The 25,210-nt window shown below is 48.6% G+C and carries 17 protein-coding genes and 1 pseudogene; 12 read left to right on the forward strand and 6 right to left on the reverse strand.

Features of this window, described 5'->3' with window-relative positions; all coding sequences use genetic code 11:
• Positions 1-84 precede the first annotated feature (84 nt).
• Positions 85-882 carry a hypothetical protein gene (locus HUN05_08905; protein ID WDP85236.1) on the reverse strand — a complete coding sequence of 266 codons (798 nt, stop codon included), beginning with the start codon at positions 880-882 and terminating at the stop codon, positions 85-87.
• A gap of 410 nt (positions 883-1,292) precedes the next feature.
• On the opposite strand from HUN05_08905, the gene HUN05_08910 reads away from it, so the two are divergent.
• Positions 1,293-2,504: an IS256 family transposase gene (locus HUN05_08910; protein ID WDP85237.1), complete on the forward strand. Its 1,212-nt coding sequence runs from the start codon at positions 1,293-1,295 to the stop codon at positions 2,502-2,504.
• Between the two features lie 1,055 nt (positions 2,505-3,559).
• Here HUN05_08910 and HUN05_08915 read toward each other — a convergent pair.
• Positions 3,560-4,456, reverse strand: a complete 897-nt coding sequence (locus HUN05_08915) for an acyltransferase (GenBank protein WDP85238.1) — start codon at positions 4,454-4,456, stop codon at positions 3,560-3,562.
• A gap of 6 nt (positions 4,457-4,462) precedes the next feature.
• The gene (locus HUN05_08920; protein ID WDP85239.1) at positions 4,463-5,959 is read right to left on the reverse strand and encodes a sigma-54-dependent Fis family transcriptional regulator; all 1,497 of its coding nucleotides are present in this window, start codon (positions 5,957-5,959) and stop codon (positions 4,463-4,465) included.
• A 203-nt stretch (positions 5,960-6,162) separates the two neighbouring features.
• Between HUN05_08920 and HUN05_08925 the strand changes: the two are divergent.
• Positions 6,163-14,513, forward strand: a pseudogene (locus tag HUN05_08925) (acyltransferase domain-containing protein).
• Here the strand turns inward: HUN05_08925 and HUN05_08930 are convergent.
• The gene (locus HUN05_08930; GenBank protein WDP85240.1) at positions 14,461-15,675 is read right to left on the reverse strand and encodes an ISL3 family transposase; all 1,215 of its coding nucleotides are present in this window, start codon (positions 15,673-15,675) and stop codon (positions 14,461-14,463) included. The pseudogene HUN05_08925 and the gene HUN05_08930 overlap by 53 nt on opposite strands.
• Positions 15,676-15,785: 110 nt before the next feature.
• Between HUN05_08930 and HUN05_08935 the strand changes: the two genes are divergently transcribed.
• On the forward strand, positions 15,786-17,681 hold the full coding sequence (locus HUN05_08935) for a HAMP domain-containing protein (protein WDP85241.1): 1,896 nt from the start codon (positions 15,786-15,788) through the stop codon (positions 17,679-17,681).
• Positions 17,682-17,740: 59 nt separating this feature from the next.
• On the opposite strand, the gene HUN05_08940 is transcribed toward HUN05_08935, so the two are convergent.
• Positions 17,741-18,088 (reverse strand): cytoplasmic protein, encoded by a 348-nt coding sequence (locus HUN05_08940; GenBank protein ID WDP85242.1) that lies wholly within the window; start codon positions 18,086-18,088, stop codon positions 17,741-17,743.
• A complete protein-coding gene (locus HUN05_08945) occupies positions 18,081-18,458 on the reverse strand; it encodes a hypothetical protein (protein WDP85243.1) in 378 nt (125 codons plus the stop codon). The genes HUN05_08940 and HUN05_08945 overlap by 8 nt, the downstream gene beginning before the upstream one ends.
• A 415-nt stretch (positions 18,459-18,873) precedes the next feature.
• Here HUN05_08945 and HUN05_08950 point away from each other — a divergent pair, with 415 nt between their 5' ends.
• From HUN05_08950 to HUN05_08990, 9 genes are all read left to right on the forward strand, one after another.
• A complete protein-coding gene (locus HUN05_08950) occupies positions 18,874-20,166 on the forward strand; it encodes a 2-hydroxyacyl-CoA dehydratase (GenBank protein ID WDP85244.1) in 1,293 nt (430 codons plus the stop codon).
• Positions 20,163-20,537: a 2-hydroxyacyl-CoA dehydratase gene (locus HUN05_08955; protein ID WDP85245.1), complete on the forward strand. Its 375-nt coding sequence runs from the start codon at positions 20,163-20,165 to the stop codon at positions 20,535-20,537. The genes HUN05_08950 and HUN05_08955 overlap by 4 nt, the downstream gene beginning before the upstream one ends.
• On the forward strand, positions 20,530-21,345 hold the full coding sequence (locus tag HUN05_08960) for a 2-hydroxyacyl-CoA dehydratase (protein WDP85246.1): 816 nt from the start codon (positions 20,530-20,532) through the stop codon (positions 21,343-21,345). The genes HUN05_08955 and HUN05_08960 overlap by 8 nt, the downstream gene beginning before the upstream one ends.
• 111 nt (positions 21,346-21,456) lie before the next feature.
• Positions 21,457-22,212 (forward strand): 3-hydroxyacyl-ACP dehydratase, encoded by a 756-nt coding sequence (locus tag HUN05_08965; protein WDP85247.1) that lies wholly within the window; start codon positions 21,457-21,459, stop codon positions 22,210-22,212.
• 5 nt (positions 22,213-22,217) lie between these two features.
• Positions 22,218-22,673 (forward strand): ABC transporter permease, encoded by a 456-nt coding sequence (locus HUN05_08970; GenBank protein ID WDP85248.1) that lies wholly within the window; start codon positions 22,218-22,220, stop codon positions 22,671-22,673.
• Complete coding sequence (locus tag HUN05_08975; protein WDP85249.1) at positions 22,622-23,092, forward strand: ABC transporter permease; 471 nt, start codon at positions 22,622-22,624, stop codon at positions 23,090-23,092. The genes HUN05_08970 and HUN05_08975 overlap by 52 nt, the downstream gene beginning before the upstream one ends.
• A 19-nt stretch (positions 23,093-23,111) precedes the next feature.
• Positions 23,112-24,152 carry a substrate-binding domain-containing protein gene (locus HUN05_08980; GenBank protein ID WDP85250.1) on the forward strand — a complete coding sequence of 347 codons (1,041 nt, stop codon included), beginning with the start codon at positions 23,112-23,114 and terminating at the stop codon, positions 24,150-24,152.
• Positions 24,153-24,168: 16 nt separating this feature from the next.
• Complete coding sequence (locus HUN05_08985; protein ID WDP85251.1) at positions 24,169-24,627, forward strand: substrate-binding domain-containing protein; 459 nt, start codon at positions 24,169-24,171, stop codon at positions 24,625-24,627.
• A gap of 105 nt (positions 24,628-24,732) precedes the next feature.
• Positions 24,733-25,206 (forward strand): substrate-binding domain-containing protein, encoded by a 474-nt coding sequence (locus HUN05_08990; GenBank protein ID WDP85252.1) that lies wholly within the window; start codon positions 24,733-24,735, stop codon positions 25,204-25,206.
• Positions 25,207-25,210 lie beyond the last annotated feature (4 nt).

The following is a 25,210-nucleotide window of genomic DNA, read 5'->3' on the forward strand; positions in this document are numbered from 1 at the left end:
TTTGGGTGCAAATCAAGTCAGTTCATTTGCCAGGTTATCCTGAACATTGGCAGGATTGCAAGGGAAATGGTATCCGGCGGCTGTCTAAATTGCCCTTGCCGATATAAAACTAACAACGCCCCGCTCAGTTAAGTCTGTGGTAATTTTATATCGTGTCCCTTCTATACCGGGTGTGGAAAAATCCATCCTGCCATCCCGGGGGGTATACCCTCTCCACGGGGTGGCATGGGGCCGAAACGCTGTTAACCTTATGAATTTATCATTTTCAAGGATAAAAAAACAATGAATAGCAGATTTTCTTCCCCAGACCTTGAAAACCAATTTTCCAATATACCTTCCAGGGGCAATATCCGAAATTTTATATTTTTGGGGATTTAAACCGTCCTGGGCTGCATCTTTAAATCGGTATGCTTTGGATGCACAGATGATATTTTCTCTTTTTAAGGTGGCATATGTAAAAGGGTCGAGTTTTACGCTGGGTTGCATGAACTTAAAAATTGCCCGGGTTTCACAATACTCAATAAACTCTTCAGCATCTTTTTTAGGGAAATTTCGTTGGGTCAGGGGTCTGCCGGATTTGGGGCAGATTTGCTGTGAATAAAAAGAGCGTTTTAACAAATGGCAGCCCGGAGTTTTTTTAACTTTTTGGATTCTATTAATGGATACGCCCAGCCGCTTGGCGATTTCAATAAATGAGTAGGCATCCTTATACAGATCTTTAAATGCCTGCAAAGACGATACTGACACACGGAGATTGGGTGTGTTTTTCCCTGTTTTAACCTCTGAGAAAATATTGGGATGGGTATCCATGATTTTTAAAACTTGGTTCGGCCCAACTTCGATCACAAGCGCGGCATCTTCCAATGAACAGGTGTTTGTCATGATATTCTTACTCCGGAAACTAAAAAAAATTGTATATTCACATTAAAATTGTTTTTTGGCAGGTTGTTTTGTCGGTGCACTGAGCCTGTGATGATGATTATCAAAGGGGTGTTTCATTGCTTCTTTATATGTATTCAGGGTGATAAAAAAAAGATAAATGCCATGTTAAGGCGTTTGAGTCAAGCCATTGTCTTGGTCTGGAATGCAAAAAGGAGAGATTTTTTTGATATATTGATTCTTCCAGAGTCAAGCTGACTTGCATGACCTGGTTTGGCCCATGGTGAAAATCGGGTTTTGAATATGTTTTGCCCAGATAAAACTGCAAATTTTTTGATCGAACTTGAGGGCGTTCAAAATTCTGTGTCAGTTGAATGAAAGCTGATATACTCAGCTAAATAAGGAGAACTGACATGACCGAAGAAAACACCGAATTTGATTTTCAAAAAGCCCTTAAAGGCATCCAGGAAGGTAAACCCTTCACAGGTAAGGGCGGCGTCCTTACATCATTAATCAAAAATCTTGCTGAAGCTGCTCTTGAAGGAGAGTTGGAGTCCCATCTCGGGCAGGAAGTTTCTGCCAACCGCCGTAATGGAAAAAGCAAAAAGACCATTAAATCCCTGGATGGTAAATTTGAGCTAAAAACCCCGCGTGACAGGGCCGGAACCTTCTCTCCACAGATCGTCAAAAAACATCAGACAACGCTCAGCGATGAAATTGAAAGAAAGATAATAGCCCTTTACGGCCTGGGCATGAGTTATAATGATATGGCTTCCCATTTACAGGAAATCTATGGACTTGAGATTTCAAATGCCACTCTGAGCACCATTACCGATAAAATCATCCATACCGTCAAAGAATGGCAGGCCAGGCCGTTGGAAAATGTGTACCCAATCGTATGGCTTGATGCCATACATTATAAAGTACGAGAAAACGGAAAGGTCGGCAGCAAAGCCGTTTACACAATTCTTGGGGTGAATATCGAGGGCCGCAAAGAGGTTCTTGGGCTGTACATATCCGAGAATGAGGGTGCGAACTTCTGGCTGCAGGTGTTAACAGACCTTTCAAACCGAGGGGTAAAAGATATCCTGATTGCCTGTGTTGATGGTCTAAAAGGTTTTCCCGAGGCCATTGAGACCATATTCCCGGACACAGAAGTTCAACTCTGCGTAGTCCACCAGATCCGAAATTCATTGAAATACGTTGGTTCCAAAAATAAAAAGGAATTTATGGCAGATCTAAAACGTGTTTATAAAGCGGTCAATAAGGATCTGGCCGAAGAAGAACTGGATATCTTGGAAAATAAATGGAATGACAAATACCCGATTGTGATAAAATCCTGGCGGAACAACTGGGAACGCCTCAGTCATTTCTTTAAATATCCAGAAGAGATTCGACGGATAATATACACCACAAATACCATTGAGGCTGTGCATCGACAGTTTCGAAAACTGACCAAAACAAAGGGATCATTCCCGAACCAGGACAGCCTGTTAAAGCTGCTTTACATGGGGATCCAGAACGCCAGTAAAAAATGGACAATGCCGATTCAAAATTGGTCACTGACAATTTCCCAGTTGGCAATTTTCTTTGAAGGCCGGCTGGATAAAGAGCTGGGAATTTGATAAGGATTTATTTACAGATGGAAAAGATGGTTCCAGGAACTCCACTCCAGCAAAAGTCAACTCCTCCGACGTGGCTGATTGAAGGCCCATTCTCGGACCTGACTTTTACTTCCGCTGGCGCTGAGGCAGATCCGGGAACCGAAACCGTGACACAGAATTCTGAACATTCCCTCGAACTTTAATTTTCAGGTGTATAAAAATAGTTGCCCTTTGAGCGGTGAATCTGTAAAAGTGCCGAGGTGCATATCAAGACCATACTATGTTTGGGTGTAATAACAATCAGCTTTTTTGGTACATGCTATCCCGAATATTTCATGAACTTTTAAGTGTTTTGTCAAAAAAACATATTATTACAATTGGTTGTGTCGTTTTTTAAGTCGTTTTCCATTATACAAAACCTAACCCTCCGGGCAAAGCGTTTTACCTCATCTGCTGGGTTAAAGTCCGCTCGCAGTAAAGGACTACGGCTTCTCGGTCTGTGCCTTGCAGCTAAGGCAAAAACGCTTTGTAAAATATGCGGTCTATGGGGAATTCATACATAAAAGACTTCTTCTTCACCATAAACTTAGCGCTACCTTTATCGCACCAGGTTCTGAGGGGGATTACATTATCAGCCGGGGCTATCACCTTGATAATGAAAAGGATACAATCCAAGACTATTCTGATCTTGATCTTTCCTATGTCTGGAGTGCAGGGGGACTGTGTCAACTGCAAAGGACCTTGGCCAATGGATTAGGCTTGTAGGGACGGATCAGGCCGTTCCTCTGTCCGTGAAAGAGTATGCTCACAAAGGGATGAGCATTGAAAAAATATATATTACACTGCCGGAGTGATCAATGAGCCTGAAAAGATTTGGCCTAATGGTATTGTTATCGGATTCCACGGAGAGATGTGTTATGTGAAAAACAAAGGTCTTGCCGTTGTCGTTCTTTCCAATTGTACTATTGCCGATGCCGAAGGTGACCCGGTCAAGGAGATCCTCAACAGCATCATTAATTTTTGCAGTCAATAGGCCGACAGGGCTGAATTTATTAAATTCCCCATGGTCTATAGAATCATCCCTTTATGGGCATGATCTGCTTTTGCTTTTTTTCCTTTTCCTCCCAGAGGCGGTTTAGCCAGTCACAGAACTCTTGTTTGAACCCAGGGTCGCTAAAATAATCCCCCATGAGTTCCGGTCCTGTCGAAGTCACCTCAATATCCACAATGATCTGGCTGACCTTGCCGGAGATATAGTCCCAGAATGTGGGGATCCCGTTGGGATAGACAATGGTGACATTGATGATTTTGTGAAGGTATTCCCCCATGGACCCCAGGACAAAGGCGATTCCGCCGGCCTTGGGCGGTAAAAGGTTGGAGAACGGGGAGTTGAATTTTTCATGTTTTTCCGGTGTGAACCGGGTCCCTTCAACAAAGTTCATCACAGAGACCGGGGTGTGTTTGAATTTTTCGCAGGCCTTTTTGGTGCTTTCAAGGTCCCTGCCTGCCAGGTGGGGGTTGGCCGCTAAGAATTTTTTTGAATAACGTTTCATAAACGGAAAATCAAGCGCCCACCAGGCCAGGCCCAGAAAGGGAACCCAGATCAACTCTTTTTTCAGGAAGAATTTGAGCATGGGAATTTTGCGGTTCAGCACTTTTTGAAGGACCAGGATGTCCACCCAGGACTGGTGGTTGGAGATGACCAGATACCACTCTTTTTTTTTGAGCTGGGCAAGCCCGGTCACATCCCAGCGGATCTGGCTGAAAATACGGGAGTTGAGCCCGTTGATGCTGATCCACAGGGTGGCAATGCTGATGAGTATTTTGTCGAGGATCACAATGAATCCTTTGACCGGAATGAGAAATTTGAAAAAGGACAATAGGATGAGAGGAACGGTCAAAAGGATGGTGTTTAATGCATAAACAAGAAAGGAGAGAATGCCTTTGACCGGAGAAGGAAGAAAATGGAGCATGGATGCTTATCCTTGGGTATAATAGTTTATATCTTTTTTAATGGTCCGCCTGTCCAGCCCGGTTTTCCGGGCCACTTTTTCATATGTGCCAAATGCATCGTACAAGAGTTTACAATAGCCTGACACAAGATCGGGCACGGCAATGCTCTTTTCCCGGATACCCTTGCCCAGAACCTGTGCCAGGTCTGTTTGATCGGTATCCAGGGTTTCCTTGCCCGTATAATCCCTTCTGAGCAGGATTGATCTGACGCATTGCTCCAGTTCCCGCACGTTACCTGGCCATTGATAATGTTTTCCCAGGTTTCGGTCAATAATTCTTTTTATTTTTTCAATAAGATCCGGAGCATGGGCGCCTGTCATCCGCTCTATGATAAAGCCGAGAAGATGGTCCAGCTCTTCCGGGGCCTCACTGATACGCACGCTTAAAGGGGGGACTTCAATGATGTCCGAGCAGAGTCTATAATAAAAATCATCCCGAAATGTTTCTCCGCCGACGATTTGTTTTTTGGGCCGGTTGGTGGCGGCAATCACCCGGCCGTTGAACCGGGATGATTCATGGGCGCCCACTGGGGTGAAATGTCTTTCCTGGAGGACCCTGAGCAGTTTGATCTGAACATGTCCGGGGATTTCTCCGATTTCGTCAAGCAGGATGGCCCCGTAGGGACTGCACCGGTTAAATGCGCCCCTATAATTTTCAACCGCCCCTGTGAATGCGCCCTTGGTATGGCCGAACAATTCTGATTCCAGCAGGGTTTCAGGGTATTGGGAAAGGTTGATGGAGGAAAATGCCCGGGTAAAGCTTTGGGCAAATCGTTTTTTTTCAGGATCAAATGGGATAAACCCGCTGCTGCCGATGGCCTTGGCCGCTGTTCCCTTGCCCGTGCCTGTCTCTCCTAGAAGCAGAGTGGAAAAATCTTCCATCCGGTTCCATAAATATTTGTCATACAGTCCGATGTTATGGGTGAACACATTGTACCATAAATGTTTTTTCAGGGTGCGCATGCATGGGCTTGAACCCACCAGGCTGTTTGAAATAAAATAAAAGGCCCTGCGCAGTTGAAAAGACAGGGCAAAATAATGGTAAAATTTATCCGGATCAAACCCTTTATCCAGCCAGATTTGTTTTGCATCATCCACAAAATCGACTTTGATGGGGGTATCTTTGGCCTGGAGCTGGGTTTTGATGTGGTTGTCAAAATTTTCCCTGAACTTGTGGAAAATATCAAAAAGGTAGACCACCCTTAAAATTTCTCTGTCCGAGTCCTGATAGGCATTGATATCAGCCCGGTTAGCCCTTTTCAGCAGGTCTAAGCGTAGGTCCACCTCCCGCACGCAGTCATCCTTGCTTTTTCTTCGGGAGGCAGAGGAGATCAGGCCGGCAATCCGCCGGTCCAGCCGCTCCCTTAACCGGGAAAAAGGGTTGGCAAAGGCGGCATTGTAAACCGTCTTAAAAAAATGTCTCTCTTCTCTGTCCAGTGTCAGTATGGTTTGTCTTTGAGGCATATTCAGTCTTTTCTATAAAAGGTGTGCAAAATTGTACATTGAATGTTCATAAAATGCAAGGCAACTCCAAAGCCACTCGGGGGGCGTATAGTGAGGTGCTTAAAAAAAACTTATTATTTCAAGGTCTTGTGTTCTTTATCCTCGGTTTTCTCCTTGGGGCATTGATCTTGGAATTGGCACAAATATTTTACGGAGATTCAACAATGATCAGAAGAATACTGGGCTCAAGACTGCCTTTGATGATTTATACCCCCTCTAAGGTTTTTGACCTCAAATATATCAAGGCAATATCTGGGGCCGGTGCCCTGCCCGTGTTTGACACCGAGTTTTTAACCCGGGAAGATATCCTTGAAAAAGCCTCGCTGCTTTCCAAAGAGGGGCTTGGGTTCGGTTTGAGGCTGGCCTGTTTTGACAAGAATATTATCAATGAGCTGAAACAGAAAAATCTGCTGAATCTGGATCTTCTGGTGGTTCCTGTTGACCCGGAAGATGATTCCTTTGACCTAAAAACAGGCCTGAAAGATTTTGGAGATACCAAGATCCTTCTCGAAATTCTGGATATAGGGCTCAATGAGGTCATTGGAGAAATAGAGCCCCATGCCTTGGTGGTTAAAGGGAATGAAGCCGGTGGAAGAGTGTCCCGGTATTCGTCTTTTATTCTCATGCAATGGTATCTGAAAAACAGCGGTCTGCCCGTTTTTGTCCATGGCGGGGTAGGACAGTATACGGCTGCCGGGATGTTGGCCGCAGGGGTTGCAGGGTTTGTCATGGACAGCCGGATGCTTTTGGCCGAGGAATCTCCGGTTTCAGACCGGTTTAGACAGGTCCTGGCCAATGTGGACGAAGGGGATTCCACCCAGATCCGGTTTGGAAAAAATGTGATTTTCAGGGTGTTTGCAAAACTTGGGACAAAGATTGTCAAAGACCTGAAACAAGAGGCCATACGCCTTTTTCAAGAAAAAACCGGGGATATTTATCCGCGTATTGCAGAAGAATTAACCGCCCTTGATGATCCTGAAGCTGAGTTTTTCCAATCCCTGTTTTACCTGGGCCAGGATAGTCTTTTTGCCAAGGATTTTGTCAAAAACTCAAACTCCTTATCCCAGATGGTTCATGGGTTTTTTACGCGTTTGGGGATTCATTTGGACCTGGTGGACCAGCATGATCCGGTCCGGGAAAACTCTGAATTTGCCATGGACCAGAATATCCAATATCCTTTGATCCAGGGACCCATGGCTAATATTTCAGACAATCCCGCCTTTGCTTCCAAGGTGCTGAAAGCCGGCGCGCTTCCTTTTTTTGCCGTGGGCAGCCTGCCTGTGGATCTGGCCGACAAGATGATCCGATCCGGGGCTGACAAACTGGATAATTTCGGGGCCGGCCTTGTGGGGATAGAGGCCTTTAACCCCCAGGTGCAAAACCATTTGGATATGGTCAAAAAACATAAGGTGCCCTATGCCCTGTTTGCCGGGGGCGTCCCCTCCCAGGTGGCAGAACTGGAAAAGGCCGGCACAAAAACATACTTGCATACCCCTTCGGTTTCCATGATGAAAAATGCTTTGGAAAACGGATGTACCCGGTTTATTTTTGAAGGAGGAGAGGCCGGCGGGCATGTGGGGTCTTTGACCTCAATGGTGCTCTGGGAGGCAGCCATTGCCGATCTTATCAATACCGGCCGGGATCTTTCAGGTCTTTTTTTGGTATTTGCCGGGGGGATTACCACCTGTTATGCCTCGTTTTTCATTTCTGGCCTGACCTCTTTTCTGGCGGCCAAAGGGGCCAGGATCGGCCTTCAGGTGGGCACTGCCTATCATTTTTTCAAATGAAGTCGTAGAGACACGGGCGGTTCAGAAGCAATATCAGGATATTATCCTGGAACAAAATGAGACCGTGGTCATCGGCAGGACTTTAGGGCTTGCCTCCAGAACCGCACCCACCCCCTTTGCCCGGATGATCCGGGAAAATCGCTCTTTGTCAGACCGGAAGCGCGCTTTTGAAAAGAAGAATATCGGATCCCTCCTCATCGGTGCCAAGGGATTTTTACCTGATTTTAAACAGCCTGGAGAGGAACATTATACCTGGTTTGAGGGTGAGGAGCACAGGGAAAAAGGAAATTTCCTGGTGGGGGACAGCCTGGCCTTTTTTAAGGAACCGGTTTCCATTCAAAATATCTATGAGCAGTATTTTGCAGGTAAATCTCTGATGTTCAGGCATTTAAACGGTCTGGAGATTTTTTCAAGTCCCCAAAACAGGATTCATGACGAGATTGCCGTGGTGGGCATGGGCTGCACCTTGCCGGATGCCGACACCCCGGAAGAGCTGTGGGCCCATATCGTTGACAAGCAATACTCCATTTCGCCCATGCCGGACTCTCGTATGGACCGGGCGCTTTACTATGATCCGGATAAAAAGGCCGAAGACAAAACCTATACTGATCTTGCCGGCCATATCAAGGGATTTGAGTTTGACAAAGAACGGTTTGGTTATCTTGACGGCAAGGAAAAACATTTGTCCAGAAGCCAGCAAATGGTGCTTTCCACAGCGTATAAAGCCGTGGAAAGTGCAGGGCTTTTGGATGAAAATGATAAGATGATCTGTGATGATCCCAAACGGACAGCCGTGATCATTGCCACCTGCCTGTCAAATGAGCTGGGAAACGACCTTCAGCTCAAATACTGGTATCCGGAACTGGTCTCCATGCTGGAAAAACTGCCTGGTTTTTCAGATCTGAGCCAGGCACAAATCCAGGATGTAAAAGATGCCCTCAAGGCAGGCCTTGAAGGGGAGAACAAGGGGTATAATCCGGTACACGGGATCCTTTTGAATATTGAAGCCTCAAGAATTGCCAGATATCTGGGCATACGGGGGATCAACTATATTGTGGATGCTGCCTGCGCCTCTTCCATGATCGCCATTGATGAGGCCTGCGGTGAACTTTTATCCGGGGACCATGACCAGGTGGTGGTGGGCGGGGTCAATACCCATTTGGCCCCTGAATCCTTTGTCGGGTTTGCCAAGATGGGGACCTTGTCGGCCAAAGGCTCTTTCCCCTTTGATTCCAGGGCTGACGGGTTTGTCCTGGGCGAGGGTGCCGTGGTTTATGTGCTCAAGCGGATGAAGGATGCCATCCGGGATAAAAATAAGATTTTCGGGATCATCAACGGGATCGGATCCAGTTCCGACGGGCGGGGAAAGTCCATTGCCGCTCCCAACCCCAAGGGCCAGGTCTTGAGCCTGGAACGCTGTTTTGAGGCGGTCCGCCCCGGGATCACCCTGGAAGATATCGGGTTTATCGAGGCCCACGGCACTTCCACCACAGTCGGTGACCAGGTGGAGCTGACCACTTTGGATGCGGTCTACAAAGATGCCCGGGCCGGGGTTTCCTCTATTAAATCACAGATCGGACATCTTTTGGGATGTGCCGGTGCTGCGGGCATGTTAAAGGCAATTCTGGCCGTGAACAAGGGCATGCTTCCCCCCAACGGACAGTTTGAACAGCTTTCTGAAGATCATCATTTGGATGATTCTTCTCTTTTTATTGTCAAGGATGCCCAGGCCTGGGAACCTGAGAACAAGGCCAGCAGAAAGGCCGGGATTTCATCCTATGGATTTGGCGGCATTAATTACCATCTGGTGCTCGAAGAGATGACCTCCCAATATGATCCCCTGAAGCGAAATATATTCAAGGACCTTGCCTATGATTTCAATGATGACCGTATTGTGGTGGCCGGTTTGGGGACATTTTTGCCCGGGGCTGCCAATAGTGACACATTTTGGGAAAAACTTGAATCCGGGGAAAAGCAGCTCGCCCAAATTCCCGTGGACCGGTTTGACAATCAGGCCTATGCAGATGAAAGTAAGGATTCGTTTTACCATTTGCCCATGGTCAAGGCCGGCATGGTCAAAGGCCATAAATTCAACAACCTCAAGTACAGGATGCCTCCCAAGATGGTGGCATCTGTGGAGCGGGGTCAGATATTCGGCCTTGAGGCGGCAGACAATGCCTTGAGTTCTTCAGGGCTTTTAAATGCCAAAACCGAACTGGCAAAAACCGGGGTCATTCTCGGCACCATTGCAGGAGAGCGCCAGAGCCGGAATATCATCCGGGTGAGAAAACAATTTATCGGCAATCTCATTGAAAATTGCCCGGGCCTGGACAAGACCGTGGGTAAAAATCTGTCCCGTGCCATGGTGGATGCCATTAAAAAGAGTATCCCGGAAAATAATGAAGACACCACCCCCGGGCTTTTGTCCAATATTATTTCAGGCCGGATTGCCAATTTTTTCGGCCTGAACGGTGCCAATTACGTGGTGGATGCCTCCTGCGCCTCTGCCACAATTGCATTCCGCAACAGCATCCGCCATCTGAAACAAAAGGATCTTGACTTTGTTCTGGCCGGAGGGGTGGATTGCAACCTTTACCCTGCCGTGCTCATGGCTTTCAAGCGCCTGGGGCTTTTGTCCCCGGGGGATTGCAATTTCTTTGATTCCAGGGATAGGGGGTATGTCATGGGAGAGGGGGCGGCCATCCATGTGGTCACCACCCTGAAAAAGGCAAAAGCGTCGGGCATGGATATTCTCGGAGAAATTAATGCCTGCGCCATGAGCTCTTCCGTGCTGGATCATCTGCTGGCACCTTCTGAAAAGACCTTTGTGGATGTGATTGACAAGGCCTATGAAGAATCAGGTGTCAGAAAATCCGATGTCAGCCACCTGGACCTCTTTGCCTTTTCCAATATTTTTGGGGATATGGTTGAAAAACAGGTGACCCAGGCCTGCTTTAATCATGAAATGCACTGCGGGAATGTCAAGCCCCAGTTCGGGTATTTCAAGGCAGCCAACCCGGCCGTGGCCCTGGCCAAGCTCATGCTCATGAATGCCAGGGGAAAAATTCTACCGGATTTCAACTATGATGAAAAATTTTCCATTCTCAATCAATGCGAAAATTTAAGGCCTGCCCAAAAGATGATTGACCAGACCCCGGGCAAACCATTGAGGTTTGCCGCCAATGTCAATGGGATCGGCGGCAACCACGGCCATCTGATCATGGGCAGCCTGCCCAGAGCTCTGGACCCGGCCGGAAATACCGCCGGAACTGAACCTGCCCTAACCGCTGATTCGCCTGTGGCGGCCGCCATGGCAGTCCCGGCAGCGGCCATGTCCAAAGAACACCAAACGCCTGAATCAAGAGATCTTGTGCTGACCGATACCCCCCATTCCGCAGACCCCCGTGGTAAACGACTGCGCATGGTGGCCCTTCTCTCCGGCCAGGGGGCCCAGCGTCCGGGCATGATGAAAGAGCTGTACGCGTCTGACGATCATATCCGATCGGTGATGGACAAGGGCGAAGCCATTTTTAAAAAATCCAGGGGATATTCTCTGCTGGATCTTATGTTTGGAGAAGATGATCAGCTCAACTCCACCCAGAACACCCAGCCCAGTGTGTTTCTTTCCTCTGCAGCGCTGTGCAGCCGGCTGGCCATGGAAGGGTTTTCACCCGATTATTATATCGGCCACAGCGTGGGAGAATATACCGCCCTTTTTTGTTCCGGGGTACTCGGGTTTGAAGATGCCATGAATCTGATTATCAAACGGTCGGATCTGATGTTTCAAAGCACCCTGGAAAACCCGGGCAAAATCATGGTGGTGTTTAAAAATGAAAAACTCACCCAGGCGTTGATCCGCAAATCCTATGTCTCCAATATTTATATCACCAACAAGAATTCGGAAAAACAGACGGCCGTCTCCGGCCGGGCCCAGGATATTGAGCTTTTCTGCAAGTTTTTAAGCAGGGAAGGTGAGGTGTATAAAAAACTCAACCTCACCGGCGCCTTTCACACCCCCATGCTGGACGGGGCGGCAACATCCCTTCGGACCTATCTGGATACATTGAAGTTTAGTTCCTCAGGTTATGGCCGGATTATTTCCAATACCCTGGCCAGACCCTATCCTGAAGATCCGGAAGCGGTAAAAGATCTTTTGGCCCGCCAGATCACAAGCCCTGTGGAATTTATAAAATCCATTGAATATGTATACCGGTCCGGCCAGACCCATTTCATTGAAATCGGGCCATCAAGACTGCTGGTCAACCTGCTCAAACATATCAATATCGGAGAGTTCGGCACAGCCGTGTCCGTGGACGGGCGCAAGGGTGAACTTGAGTCGTTTGAGGCCTGCCGCAAATATCTCATGGACTGCTCCAGCCTGTTTGAACCGCGGCCTGTCCAATCGGTCAATGAAAATTTTGAAAATAAAGAGGAGCTGTCCCCAATAGAAATGTCTCAGGATTTTGAGTCCTTTAAACAAAACAACAAGTCTGCAGTTGACCAGATTTTATTCAAGGAATTTAAGCGCCTTAAAGAACAGGCGGCCGTAGATGCCATGGAACGGTTTGAATTTAACACCGATGGGATTGTGATTTCAGGCGTTTCCGTGGGGCTGCCCGGCAAGGGGCGTTAGGTCTTTGCCAAGGATAATTTTGATGCCATTCTCAACGGGGAAAATTTTATTGAACCCCTGGATTCAAGGGCCCTTGCAGGATTTACCGACAAGAATATCACCAAATTGTTCAAGCAGCCCGACGGAAATGCCAGATTTGTCCAGATTACCCGAACCGAGGATGTGATCCATCTGGCAGGGCAGCTGGGCTATTTTAATCTCACCGATGAATACGGCATAAAAGAACAATATGATGTGGCCATGGCCATGGGCATTGCCGCAGGCATTGAGGCCCTCAAAGATGCCAACATCCCTCTGGTCATGCAGTACAAAAAGGTCAAAGACGGCCGTTCCATGATTCCGGACGGTTTTGCCCTGCCCCAGGAGATGCAGGAGGATACCGGCATCATCATTACCTCGCTCTGGCCCAACGGAGAGACCCTGATTTCAGAACTTGAAAAATACTATTATGAAACCTTGTTTCTCAAACCCTATGAGGAATTTGAAAAAATTTATTATTACCTCATGGAAAAGGTGAGCGATCTTGGGATCAAAGATGAGCTCACCGACTGGTTTTTCAAGGCCAAATCCCGGAAAAGAGCGGATATTGGATCCTATAAGTTTGACAGAAATTTTCTGCTCAATGCCTGTCCTCTGGGATCGGCCCACCTGGCCCAGATCATCAAGGCCAAAGGGCCCAATACCCTGGTCTCTTCTGCCTGTGCCTCCACCACTCTGGCCATGGGCATTGCCGAAGACTGGATCCGGGTGGGCCGGTGCAAACGGGTCTTGGTTGTGGGGGGAGAGAATGCCACATCCCCGCACCAGGGCCAGTGGATTGGTTCGGGATTTTTAGCCCTGGGCGCCGCCACCATTAAAAAGCGGATCTCCGAGGCAGCCAAACCCTTTGACGAGGATCGGAACGGCACCATCCTCGGTGCCGGTGCCGTGGGCCTGGTCATCGAAGACAAAGGATCTGCCGCCCAGAGGGGCATGAACGGCCAGTGCGAGATTTTGGGCACCCACATTGCCAATTCCGCCTATCACGCCTACAATATTGATGTGCCCCATATGTCCTATGAGATGAAAAAATTTATCGTCAAGGTGGAGAAAAAAAAATCATCTGACCAAGGACCAGTATGCGGACAAACTTTTGTTCATGTCCCATGAAACCTATACCCCGGCCCGGGGCGGAAGTGCCGATGCCGAAGTCCAGGCCCTGGAAAGCACCTTTGCCAATCATTTGAGCAAAATATGCATTTCCAATACCAAGGGATTTACCGGTCATACCCTGGGAGCGGCTGTGGAAGATGTGGTCATGGTCAAGGCCTTGCAGAAGAGAAAAGCCCCGCCCATTGCCAATCTTTCCAAAATTCCAAAAGAGTTTAGAAAGCTTAATTTTTCCGGCCAGAAAAAGATTGACGCTGAATACGGACTTCATCTGGCGGCCGGGTTTGGGTCTCATTTTGCCTTTGTATTTGTCAAACGGGTGGAGGAAAATCCCGTCAAAGGCAACCGGGTCTATCAAAAATGGCTAAGACAGGTTTCCGGCTCCCAGAATCCCGAACTTAAGACCATTGACAACACTCTCTGCCTGGTGGCCGGGGACAAGGCCCCCTTAAATTCCCGGGATAAGATGGTGTCGGCCAATGAAAATATGGCACCCTTGCAGAACAATAGGGCTGAAAAATCCGTTGTTCTACCGGCACTTTCCTTGACCGGGGCATCAGCCCAGGTGCTTGAGCCTGCGGCCAGGCCCGTGGCAAAGGTCAGGCAGATCATTGCCGAGCAGACCGGGTATGAACAGGATATGCTTGAAGATGATCTGGATCTTGAGGCGGACCTTGGCATTGACACGGTCAAACAGGTGGAGATCTTTGCGAAAATTGCATCTGTGTTTGAATTTTCAGTGCCCGATGACCTCAAGCTCAGGGAGCTGAACACCATTGCAAAGCTTGGGGCCTATATTGAGGCACAATCTTCGGGTACCGCCTCCAATGCCGGGGACAGGGTATATTTTCAGGCCTCGCTCAACAATGAAATCTGGATATCTGATATTAGGTTCATCCGATTAATGCGTACCTTTTATTGTGAAGGTCCAAAAGTTTCAACCTGAAAAACTCCGAATCCCTGTATCCATAAGCTTTCCGTTTCATGGTTTTTATCTTGTTATTTGTCCCTTCTAAAGGACCTGTAGATATCCTGTAATCATAGTATGAAAGGATTCTTTGCCTGTGCACAGCCAAGGTCTTGGCAAATTTCATCAACATTGGAATTTTGGAAATATTGGCCAGATTGATCCAATTGCTGACTATCTTTTCAGCTGTTTCTTTTTTCTTTTGATTCCATATTTGCCTGAGTTCCTCTTTCATGTAGTAGACTACCAATAGCGGCTGATTTATTTTCAATGCTTCTTCTAACCGTTGGGCCTCCTTCTTGTCATCACTGAGGTTTTCGGGATTTTTTAACAAAAGCCACCGGACTCCCTTCAGAAGTTTTTGTTGCCCGGTATTGGCAAGAAGGTTGTAGAGCTTTCGCCTGAAATCCGACAGTTTCTCATTGAACAATTTAACAACATGAAATCTGTCAAAGACAATTGCTGAACCAGAAAGATTTTCAATAACAGCACTCAAGTATGCCGGGGACATATCGATGCTGACGGCTTTGATTTTTGCTTTCGATATTTTCACTTTTGTCCAAAAAGATTTCAAAGCTTCACCACCTTTTCCTTCTCCCACGTGCAGAATTCTACCGGATTCCAGATCCATCACGATGGTCAAGTATTTATGCCCTTTCCCTATGGAAATTTCATCTATGGCAATCTGCCGGACTTTCTCAAGGGGGATATTTCGATAACGCCTCAGCAGGTCTTCTTTCTGGATCTGCTTTATCGTATCCCAGCTGATCCTTAAATGGATGGCAATATCTTTGATTGTCATGAACTGAGACAACTCCAAGACATACCGTTCAAAAGCCCGGGTATAGCTTTTCCCCTCCTGGGCAAAGGATAGTTTGATTTGCCGGACAAATTGACAGAACGAACACCAAATTCTCTGGATAGCCGTCCTGAGAATCACGGGTTTTGAACCTACCGGTATTGTTCTGAGATCTCTTGTCACAATCCCTTTCCTGGTGACGGACCTGGAATTACATTCCGGGCATTTTACCGCCTCCGGTTTTGGTATGAGTTCAAAAGTGATTATTCCACCGATGAAACGCGTTGTTTTATAAAAGTAGTCACGAAGGCCAAAGGCATGGTATATGAAGCTTGTGGACATTAATTCATTCTCCGATTTTGTGCGAATAACACAAAAAAATTAGAACATGATCATGTTCACACCATCATTTCAAGCATAAAAATCCTTACTGTGTTATTGCCTTCCCAGTGATGTTTCTCAGTCCAGGTACGCGATTTTCTGATGAACCTGATATTATTGTCTCACGGGAGTCCGGAAAAAAGGTCTTTGTGATCTCAGTCCCCCTGAGAAAGGGGGGGAAGATTGTGGGGGTTCTGGCCGGCGCCGTCAATGTTTCCGGGTTCAGTTCTTTTTTTATCCATGATTTTGAGCTGGGCCAGGAGGGATTTGCCTATTTGGCCCAGGAAGACGGTCTGGTCGTGTCGGTCTCAGATCCTTCCATTCCCCTGACCTGGATTGGTATCCATGAGTTCGGACAAACGATTCTGGCCACAGGCAAGGGGTCCATTGTCTTTGATTATATCCAAAGGCAATGGCTATCCGCCTATGAGACCCTGGAAAATAAAAAATGGATTTTTGTGGTGACCCAGTCTCTGGATGAAGCCTTTCTGGCAGCCCAGAAGATCGGCTGGTACACCGGGGTCATTGGGTTGGTCTCTTTGGTTCTCATTGGGGTGGTGGTGGTTTATTTTTTCAGAAAATTGGTTTATGAACGGTTTGACCGGATGCTGGATGCCATTGGCAAGGTGGAGAGAGGAGACCTGGATGTCAGAATCACAGGCGGAGATGAAAATGATGAAATCGGCGCCCTGTCCAAGGCCTTTAACCGGATGGCAGACCGGCTTAAAACCACATTGTCCAGCCTCCATGGAGAAATCCAGGTCCGGAAAAAAATAGAAGCCTCCCTGGCCAGGCACAGGGATACGCTGGAGGTCTCCGTGGCCCAAAGGACATCAGAACTGGTTTCCCTTCAGAATTATCTTGAAGATGTGATCAATTCCATGCCCTCGATCATTGTGGGCGTCACCCATGAAATGGAAATCACCCAATGGAACCTCAAGGCAGATGCGATTACGGGGATTTCAGGAAAGCGTGCCAGGGGCAGCTTGTTCCAGGACAGGTTTCCCCATCTCAAATGGATGGCCAAAGAGATGGCAGATGCCGTGGGGGATAAAAAGGTTTTTTTTAAAGCCCGGGTGGCAAGGCCGGATGACAAAAGGCCCGGGTACGAAGATATTACCCTCTATCCCCTGATGGCCAAGGATATGAAAGGGGCCGTGATTCGCATTGACGATGTGACCGAACAGGCAGCATTGGAGGCGAGCATGATCCAGACGGAAAAAATGTTTTCCCTGGGCGGACTTGCCGCGGGCATGGCCCATGAGATCAACAATCCCCTTGCCGGGATTATTCAAAATCTCCAGGTGATGAAAAACAGGATTTCTCCTGAGTTGCCCAAAAATCGTGAAACAGCAGAAGAGCTGGGCCTGGATTTAAACCTGTTTGAAAATTATATGGAAAAACGCGGGATGTTCAGGCTCATGGACTCTGCTGTCATGGCCGGGGGCAGGGCTGCTTCAATTGTGGACAACATGCTTTCGTTCAGCCGCCAGGAGTCTGCCCATCTGTCTGAGATCCACCTTCCCGACCTTGTGGACCAGGCCATTGAGCTGGCCTATAATGATTATTCTTTGAAAAAAAAGCATGATTTTAAAAATATTAAAATCATCCGCAATTATGCTGCCAAGGATTTAAGGATCAAGGGGCATCCGTCCATGCTCCAGCAGGTCTTTTTCAATCTTTTGAAAAACGGCGCCCAGGCCATGGGTGCCCCCCCCTGTCCCGGAATCCTGAGTTCACCATTTCCATTGACCTTAAGGACCGCATGGCGGTTATTCATGTTGCAGATAATGGGCCGGGCATGGATAAAAAGGTCCGTCAAAGGATATTTGAACCTTTTTATACCACAAAGGAGATCGGGGACGGTACAGGGCTTGGTCTTTCTGTCTCTTACTTTATCATTGCTGAAAACCACGGTGGTACCATTGACGTGGTGTCAGACCCTGGAAAAGGCTGTACTTTTGTAATTGAACTGCCCGTGGACGGACCTGATGGGGTCCGTCCTAAGGCCTAACCGATAGATGGGTTAAAAGGTTATAATTTTATATCCTTTTTTTGTAAAATCTGTCATTGACGGATGGCCTGACATTTTACCAACCAGCTCAATGCCTTCCTTTTCAATGGCCTCGATAGCCTTGAGTTTTGTGGCACAGGCCCTGCAAGCCCCGTAAAACAGGTTCAGGGATTTGGCTTTCTGGTAAAGGGTGTTTAAAAAATGTCCGGGTTTGGCCATTTCTTCCACCAACGTGACAGATTCTCCTTCCAGAACAATGAGCCCCTCCTGTCCTTTTTCTTTCATTTCAATACTGTTGAGCAGCACATGGATAAAGCAGAGGGGATCTCCCCTGAACGCAAATAAAACCATTTTATTCATTTTTATTTTCTCCTTTGATGAGGTTTAGCATGGAACCGGGCATGGGGGCTGCCACCACCCGTCCTTTAACACAGAGCCTGCCTTTGGCATGGACTTTGACGGAGACAACCACTTTTTTAGGGGAGATCTCTTCTGTTTTTCCTCTGATTTCAAGCTCAACTCCCAGGGGGGTGGGGGCCAGGTAATCCACATGAATGGAGGCCGTGACAAAGCGCAGGGCAGGTTCGGAATCCATGGGCCGTCCCTGTTGGCGATATGTTGCGCCAGCCGCCGTTCCTGTACCGTGGCAGTCGATTAAAGAGGCAAGAAGACCGCCGTAGACAAACCCGGGTACGGCGGGGTAATAGTCCTGGAATGCGTTTTCAGACATGGCTTTCTCCAAGATACGGGTGAACTTTTTTGTTGCAACCTTAGGGCTAAAGAACGGATCCAAGTCTAATACGATTCTGATGGGAAATCAAACAGGTTCCTTATTTTTATTTCCGCATTCCTGATACCTGGTCAAGGCCCCGGACAAACATGCCAGCGTCCTGCCGGCGAATGACCGTGTGGCTCACACCCAGGCGCGTCATGCCAATGGTCCATTGTTTTTTTCAATGGGTTTTGGATTTTATTAGTCAAATTATGAATTTGATTCTCCAAGGAGGTTTGTATTAGGGATATGTGTCTTGTACCGCCATCCTGCGGAATGCATATTTTTTCGTGAAAAAAATGAGTTGACGCGGATAAAAGTAAAAATGCGCTACCCAAAAAACGGTTGAATACCCAAAGAAGAGGAGAAAAAAATGATAGAATCCTATGAACCCATGTGGAAGGACCTTGGACTGGATCTTGAGGCCCATGACGCCCTGCTCACTGTTTTGGGAACGGCCTATACCGATATTTACCTGGCCCAGGAAAACCGGCCCGAAGGCATGGCTTATTTTGATTTTGTCATGTCCGAGGTGCATGGTCTGAGAATCAAGGAATTGTTGGATGAAAAAAAGGCGGGCCGGAAAATTATCGGCTCCTATTGCGTGTTTGTGCCAGAAGAGATCGTTCTTGCGGCCAATGCCACCCTGGTGGGGCTGTGCTCCGGTGCTGATTTTGCCATGGATGCCGTGGAAAAGTACCTGCCCAGAAATACCTGCGCTTTGATCAAATCCGCCATGGGGTTTAAACTGGGAAAGGTCTGTCCCTATCTTGAAGCCGCAGACATGGTGGTGGGGGAAAACACCTGTGACGGCAAGAAAAAAGCATATGAATCCATGAACGACCTCATGGACAATCTGTATATCATGGACCTGCCCCAGATAAAAACAGACCAGGGCAGAATTCTTTTAAAATCGGAATACAACCGGTTTAAAACTGCTGTGGAAGAACTGACCGGGACTTGCATTACAAAAGAGTCCCTTGGGGCCGCCATCGAACAGGTGAATGCCAAGCGGTCTGCCCTTCATCGCCTGGCAAAGATTAGAAGCGCTAAGCCTTCTCCCATATCCGGCCTGGATGCCCTGCTGGTAAACCAGGTGGCCTTCTATGACAATCCGGACCGGTTTACCCAGTCGTTGAACACGATCTGTGATGAATTGGAAAAACGCATTGAAAAAAAACAAGGTGGTTCCGGCCCCGGGATTCCCCGGGTGCTCATCTCCGGATGTCCCATGGCGGTGCCCAATTGGAAGCTGCCCTGGATCATAGAATCTTCAGGTGCCGTGATTGTGGGGGAAGAATCCTGTGTGGGCGAGCGGGGATGCCGAAACCTTACAGATGTTTCCGGCACTACGGTAGATGCCCTGATGGATGCCATAACCGACCGGTATTTTGGGGTGGACTGCGCCATTTTTACCCCGAATCAAGAACGGCTGGATCACATCCTTGAAATGGCCCAACGCTATGGGGCAGACGGGGTGATTCATTACGGCCTTCAATTTTGCCAGCCCTATACCATGGAAGCCATTCCCGTGGAAAAGGCATTGGAAGAAAAGGGGCTGCCCTGCCTGAGACTTGAAACAGACTATGGCATGGAAGATGTCGAGCCCATAAAAACAAGGGTAGAAGCCTTCGTGGAACAGCTGGGAGATTCTGACCGGGTATGAAGAACAATGATCAAGACGCCATTAAAAAGCCCTTGCCCTATCTTTTGTTTGACGATGTTTATTTAAAAAAGATTGAGAACAGGGGGTATGAACAGGCCGTGGCCTTGAGTGCTGGGGGAAATAAAGTTGTGGGCACCTATTGTGCCTTTACCCCCAAAGAGATTGTGGCGGCTGCCGGCGGCATACCCGTGTCCCTGTGCGCCGGGTCTGAAGATTCTTTTACCGCTGCCGAGGCCCATCTGCCCCCCGTCCTTTGTCCTTTGATAAAATCCAGTTACGGCCATGCCCTGGCAGATACCTGTCCCTATTTTCACATGGCAGACTTTCTTTTGGCCGATGCCACCTGTGACGGGAAAAAAAAAGATGTTTGAACTTTTGCCTCGGCTCAAACCTCTTCATCTGCTGCTGTTGCCCCAGAGTCCGGATCCTGAAATCAGCCTGGGTGTCTGGAAGGATGAATTGTTCTGGGTTAAAAAGTTTTTGGAAACCCAGATGGACACAAGGATCACGGATGAGGCCTTGGCCCAAAAAATCCGGCTCTATAACCGGCTTCGCAGGACTGTGGAAAAGGTGTATCAGATGAATACCGGGCCGATTCCTCTGGTCTACGGATATGAGATTAATAGGATCACCTCCATGGCGGGATTTGAATGCGATCTTGAGGCCAGGATTCAGGACATGGCCGCGGCCATGGAAAAAATCCGTGAGCGGGTCGGCCAGGATTTTCTAAACGAGATGAAACACCGGCCGAGAATACTGCTCACCGGCTGTCCCACCACCAATAAAAAGTTGCTCCACCTCATTGAGGAACAAGGCGGGGTGGTGGTGGCCATGGAGACTTGCAACGGGCTCAAACCCGTGGGGAAAAGGGTGAAAGAGGGCCAGGACCCCATGGACAGCCTGGCCCGGAAATACCTGGACATTGCCTGCGCCTGTATGAGCCCCAATACCCGACGCCTGGACCTTATCGGCGACCTCATTGAGCAATACCGGGTGGACGGGGTCATTGATCTGACCTGGAATGCCTGCCATACTTATAATGTGGAGTCATTCACACTCCAAGAAGCGGTTCAGGACCGGTTTGACACCCCCTATATCCAGATTTTAACGGACTATTCCCAAAATGATCTGGGCCAGCTTGCCACCCGGGTCCAGGCCTTTCTTGAGATGATTGTTTAATACCTTTGCCCCCCCCCTGCAATTAAACGAAAAAAGGAAACAAGGACAGGGGAGCGGATCATGATTTTGAAAATTAAATCGTTTATATAGACCCAAGATGAAGGAGTACCCATGACCTATGCTGGGATTGATATTGGATCACGGTCCATTGAATTGGTAATTATCGATGAAAACGGCCAAATAGCTGAATGCCTGAAAACAGATACCGGGTTTAATCCCGTGGCCCAGGCCCAAACACTGATAAAAGGGCGCACCTTTGAAAAGATCATGGCCACAGGGTACGGCAGGGGCCTGTTTGAAATGGCCTTTGACCATGCCCAAACCGTGACCGAGATCAAGGCCCATGCCCGGGGGGTTGTCCATGAGTTTGAGGATGCCGCTTCCATTCTGGATATCGGGGGCCAGGATTCCAAGGCCATTGCCCTGAATGCCAAAGGACGGGTGATTAAGTTTGAAATGAATGACCGGTGCGCCGCAGGCACGGGCAAATTTTTAGAGATCATGGCCAAAAACCTGGGATTTTCACTGGACCAATTCGGTGTGGCTGCCCTGGCTGCAAATCAGGATTTAAGCATTAATTCCATGTGTACGGTTTTTGCCGAATCCGAGGTTACCTCCCTCATTGCCCAGGGCGCAGACCGGCAGGAAATTGCCCGGGGCCTTCATTTAAGCGTTGTTAAAAGGGCCGCCGCCATGATCGGTCGGGTCTCCTCCCAGGGGCCCATTGTTTTTTCAGGAGGGGTGGCCAAAAATCCCTGTATCCGGGATTTGGTGGCAGAAAAAATGAATCGCCAGGTTCTGGTGCCGAAAGATCCCCAGATGATGGGCGCCATGGGGGCGGCCCTTTTGCTTTTGGACAGGGGCTGAAATCAATGACACGGTTCAATCAATTTCAGCAAATAGGGCTTTTTGTTTTTCTGGTTGCAATGGGTTTGTTTTTTAGTTTCATGTCCCCCTATTTTGCTACCTGGGAAAATGCCACCAATATTCTGGTTCAATCAACGGTTCTCATTATTGCCGGCACCGGCATGACATTGGTGATTGCCACTGCGGGCATTGACTTGTCCATTGGTTCCATTCTGGCCCTCAGCGGTATCATTATGGCTGCTGCCATGAAGGCCGGACTGGGGGTGCCCATGGGTATTTTTTTTGGCGTATTGTCCGGGGCTCTCATGGGGCTCTTGAATGGAATGGGGATCGCCCGGCTTGGCATATCCCCCTTCATCGTTACCCTGGGAACTGCTGGAATATACCGGGCACCGGACGGCTGGGCCCGTTGCCCTTATCTGCTGTCCTCGCCTTTGTTGTTCTGGGGCTTGCCTATGTGATTATTGCCTGGACCCGGTTTGGCATCAATGCCCGGGCTGTGGGTGACAACCCTCGGGGGGCTTTTTTGATGGGGATTCCCCTCGCGCATGTGCTGGTTTTTGTGTATGTGCTTTCAGGGATAGCCGCGGCCTTGGCTGGCATTGTGGTGACCTCCCGGCTGAATACCGCAGAAGCCATTGCAGGACTTGGGATGGAATTGGAGGCCATTGCTGCCGTAGTGATGGGAGGCACCAGCTTTAGCGGCGGAGAGGCAAGTCTTCTGGGAACGCTTTTGGGGGCCTTGATTATCGGGACCCTTGCCAATGGCCTGACCATCATCAATGTACCCTCCTATTACCAGCAGCTGGTCATCGGCATTGTTTTCATTCTGGCGGTAATGGCTGACAGAATAAAAAGAGGTAAAACTCAAAGATATTAACGAATTATAAGGAGTAAAAATGGAGAGAGTATTGAAACCCGTGTGGGGCTTTTCGGCCCTGATGGTAATTGCCGTCAGTTTTTTTGTCCAAGGGACCTTAAACGCGGAACCCACCCGCTGGCAAAAGGTCCGGTCCGAATCTTTTGCAAAACTTGGGGATATTCCTAAGGTCGATCTATTCACCCGCATCGGCGCCATCATCATTACTGAGGCAAACCCTTTCTGGGTGACCGTAAAAGAGGGATATTTGGCTGCCGGAAAGGAATTGGGCATTCAAATGGACGTTCAGGCAGCCCCCCAGGAAAACAGTATTGCCGCTCAATTGAACATCCTTGAAAATATGGTTGCAAAAAATTATAGCGCCATTGTGGCCCATAGCATCACCCGGCACAACCTTATTCCGGGCCTTGTAAAGGCCAATGAAAAGGAAATTGCCACCATTACCGACAGCATCCGGGTGGACATGAAGGCCGCCCGGGACGCCGGCGCCGATCCTTTTGATATTGCGCTGGTGGACTTTTTTGCCCAGGGAACCATTGGGGGAACCTATATTGTAGAAGCGCTTAAACGTCAGGGCGGCGGAAAGGTGGCCATCATCGAAGGCCTTCCCGGTGCCCCCCAGTCCCAAGCAAGAAAAAACGGGGCAAAAAAAGTCTTTGACCAGGATCCTTCCGTTTCCCTGGTCTCTGTGCAACCTGGAAATTGGAACCGCCAGAAGGCCTATGATATCACCACAAATCTGCTCCAGGCCCACCCGGATCTCAAGGGCATCATGTGTGCCAATGACGTGATGGCCCTGGCCGCAGTGGCAGCCATTGAAGAAAAGGGCAAAAAAGGAGAGGTCATGGTTGTGGGCATTGATTTCATTGCCCAGGCCAAGGATGCCATCCTCGACGGCAGCCTGGCAGGATCGGTGGCCCAAACCCCTTTTATCATAGGAGAGCTCTGCTCCCGGGCGGCGGTAAAGGCTGCTGCCGGTGAGACCATTCCCAAAGAACTTTATATTCCCCCTGTATTGGTGACAGGAGAGAACGTCAATGAATTTGCTGACTGGAAATAAAAAAATAGGAGAAAAAATGACTCGTAAATCCCTTGTTAAATTAATACTGCCTTTTATTCTGATTGGCCTTTTTCTGGTGACAGCCAGTCAACCGGCCGCCGCTGAACCCTCTTTGTTTGAAAAATCCCGGGCCCAGGCCTTTGCCATGCTCGGAGAGGTTCCAAAACCTCTTCCCGGATTTCGCATGGGCGCTGTGCTCATCACCTTGTCCAACCCCTATTGGGTTTCCATGAAAGAGGGGTATGAAAATGCCGCCAGGCAGTTTGGTATCACCCTTGACATCCAGGCGGCGCCCCAGGAAAACAGCACCACTGCCCAGTTGGACATCTTAGAAAATATGGTGGCCAAGGATTATAATGCCATTGGTGTTCATACGATCACGGCCCACAACCTGATTCCGGGCCTGGCCAAAGCCCAAAAAAAAGGGATCATCACCGTGGCCAGCAAGCGGGTGGATTTAAAGGCGGCCAAGTAAGCCGGGGCCAGTCCCATTGCTTTGTCATTGGTGGATTATTTTGCCTAGGGCAAAGCCGGGGCCACCTATATTGCCCGGGAACTTGCGAAAAAGGGCGGCGGTAAAGTGGCCATCATCGAGGGACTGCCGGCGGCTCCCCAGTCTTGGGGAAGAAAAAACGGGGCCCGGGAGGGATTCAAGACCGAACCCTCTGTTGAAATTGTTTCAGAGCAGCCGGGAAATTGGAATCGGAACAAGGCATATGACATAACCATGGGGCTGCTCCAGGCCCACCCGGATCTCAAGGGCATTATGTGTGCCAATGATGTGATGGCGCTGGCAGCCCTGGAAGCCATTGACAGCGCCGGAAAAACAGGTCAGGTCCTGGTCGGAGGGATTGACATGATTGATCAGGCCAGACAAGCCATTGCCCAGGGGAGGCTGGCCTGTTCCGTGGCCTTTAGTCCCTATGTCATCGGTGAAATTGTCACCCGCACCGCCATTGCCGCTTCCATGGGACAAAAAATTCCAAAAAATCTGCGGGTGATCAATGTTCTGGCAAACAAAGAGAATATTCACCTGCTCAAAGACTGGAAATAAAGCC

Origin of the sequence: Desulfobacter sp. (assembly GCA_028768545.1) — a bacterium.
Taxonomy (GTDB): Bacteria; Desulfobacterota; Desulfobacteria; order Desulfobacterales; family Desulfobacteraceae; genus Desulfobacter.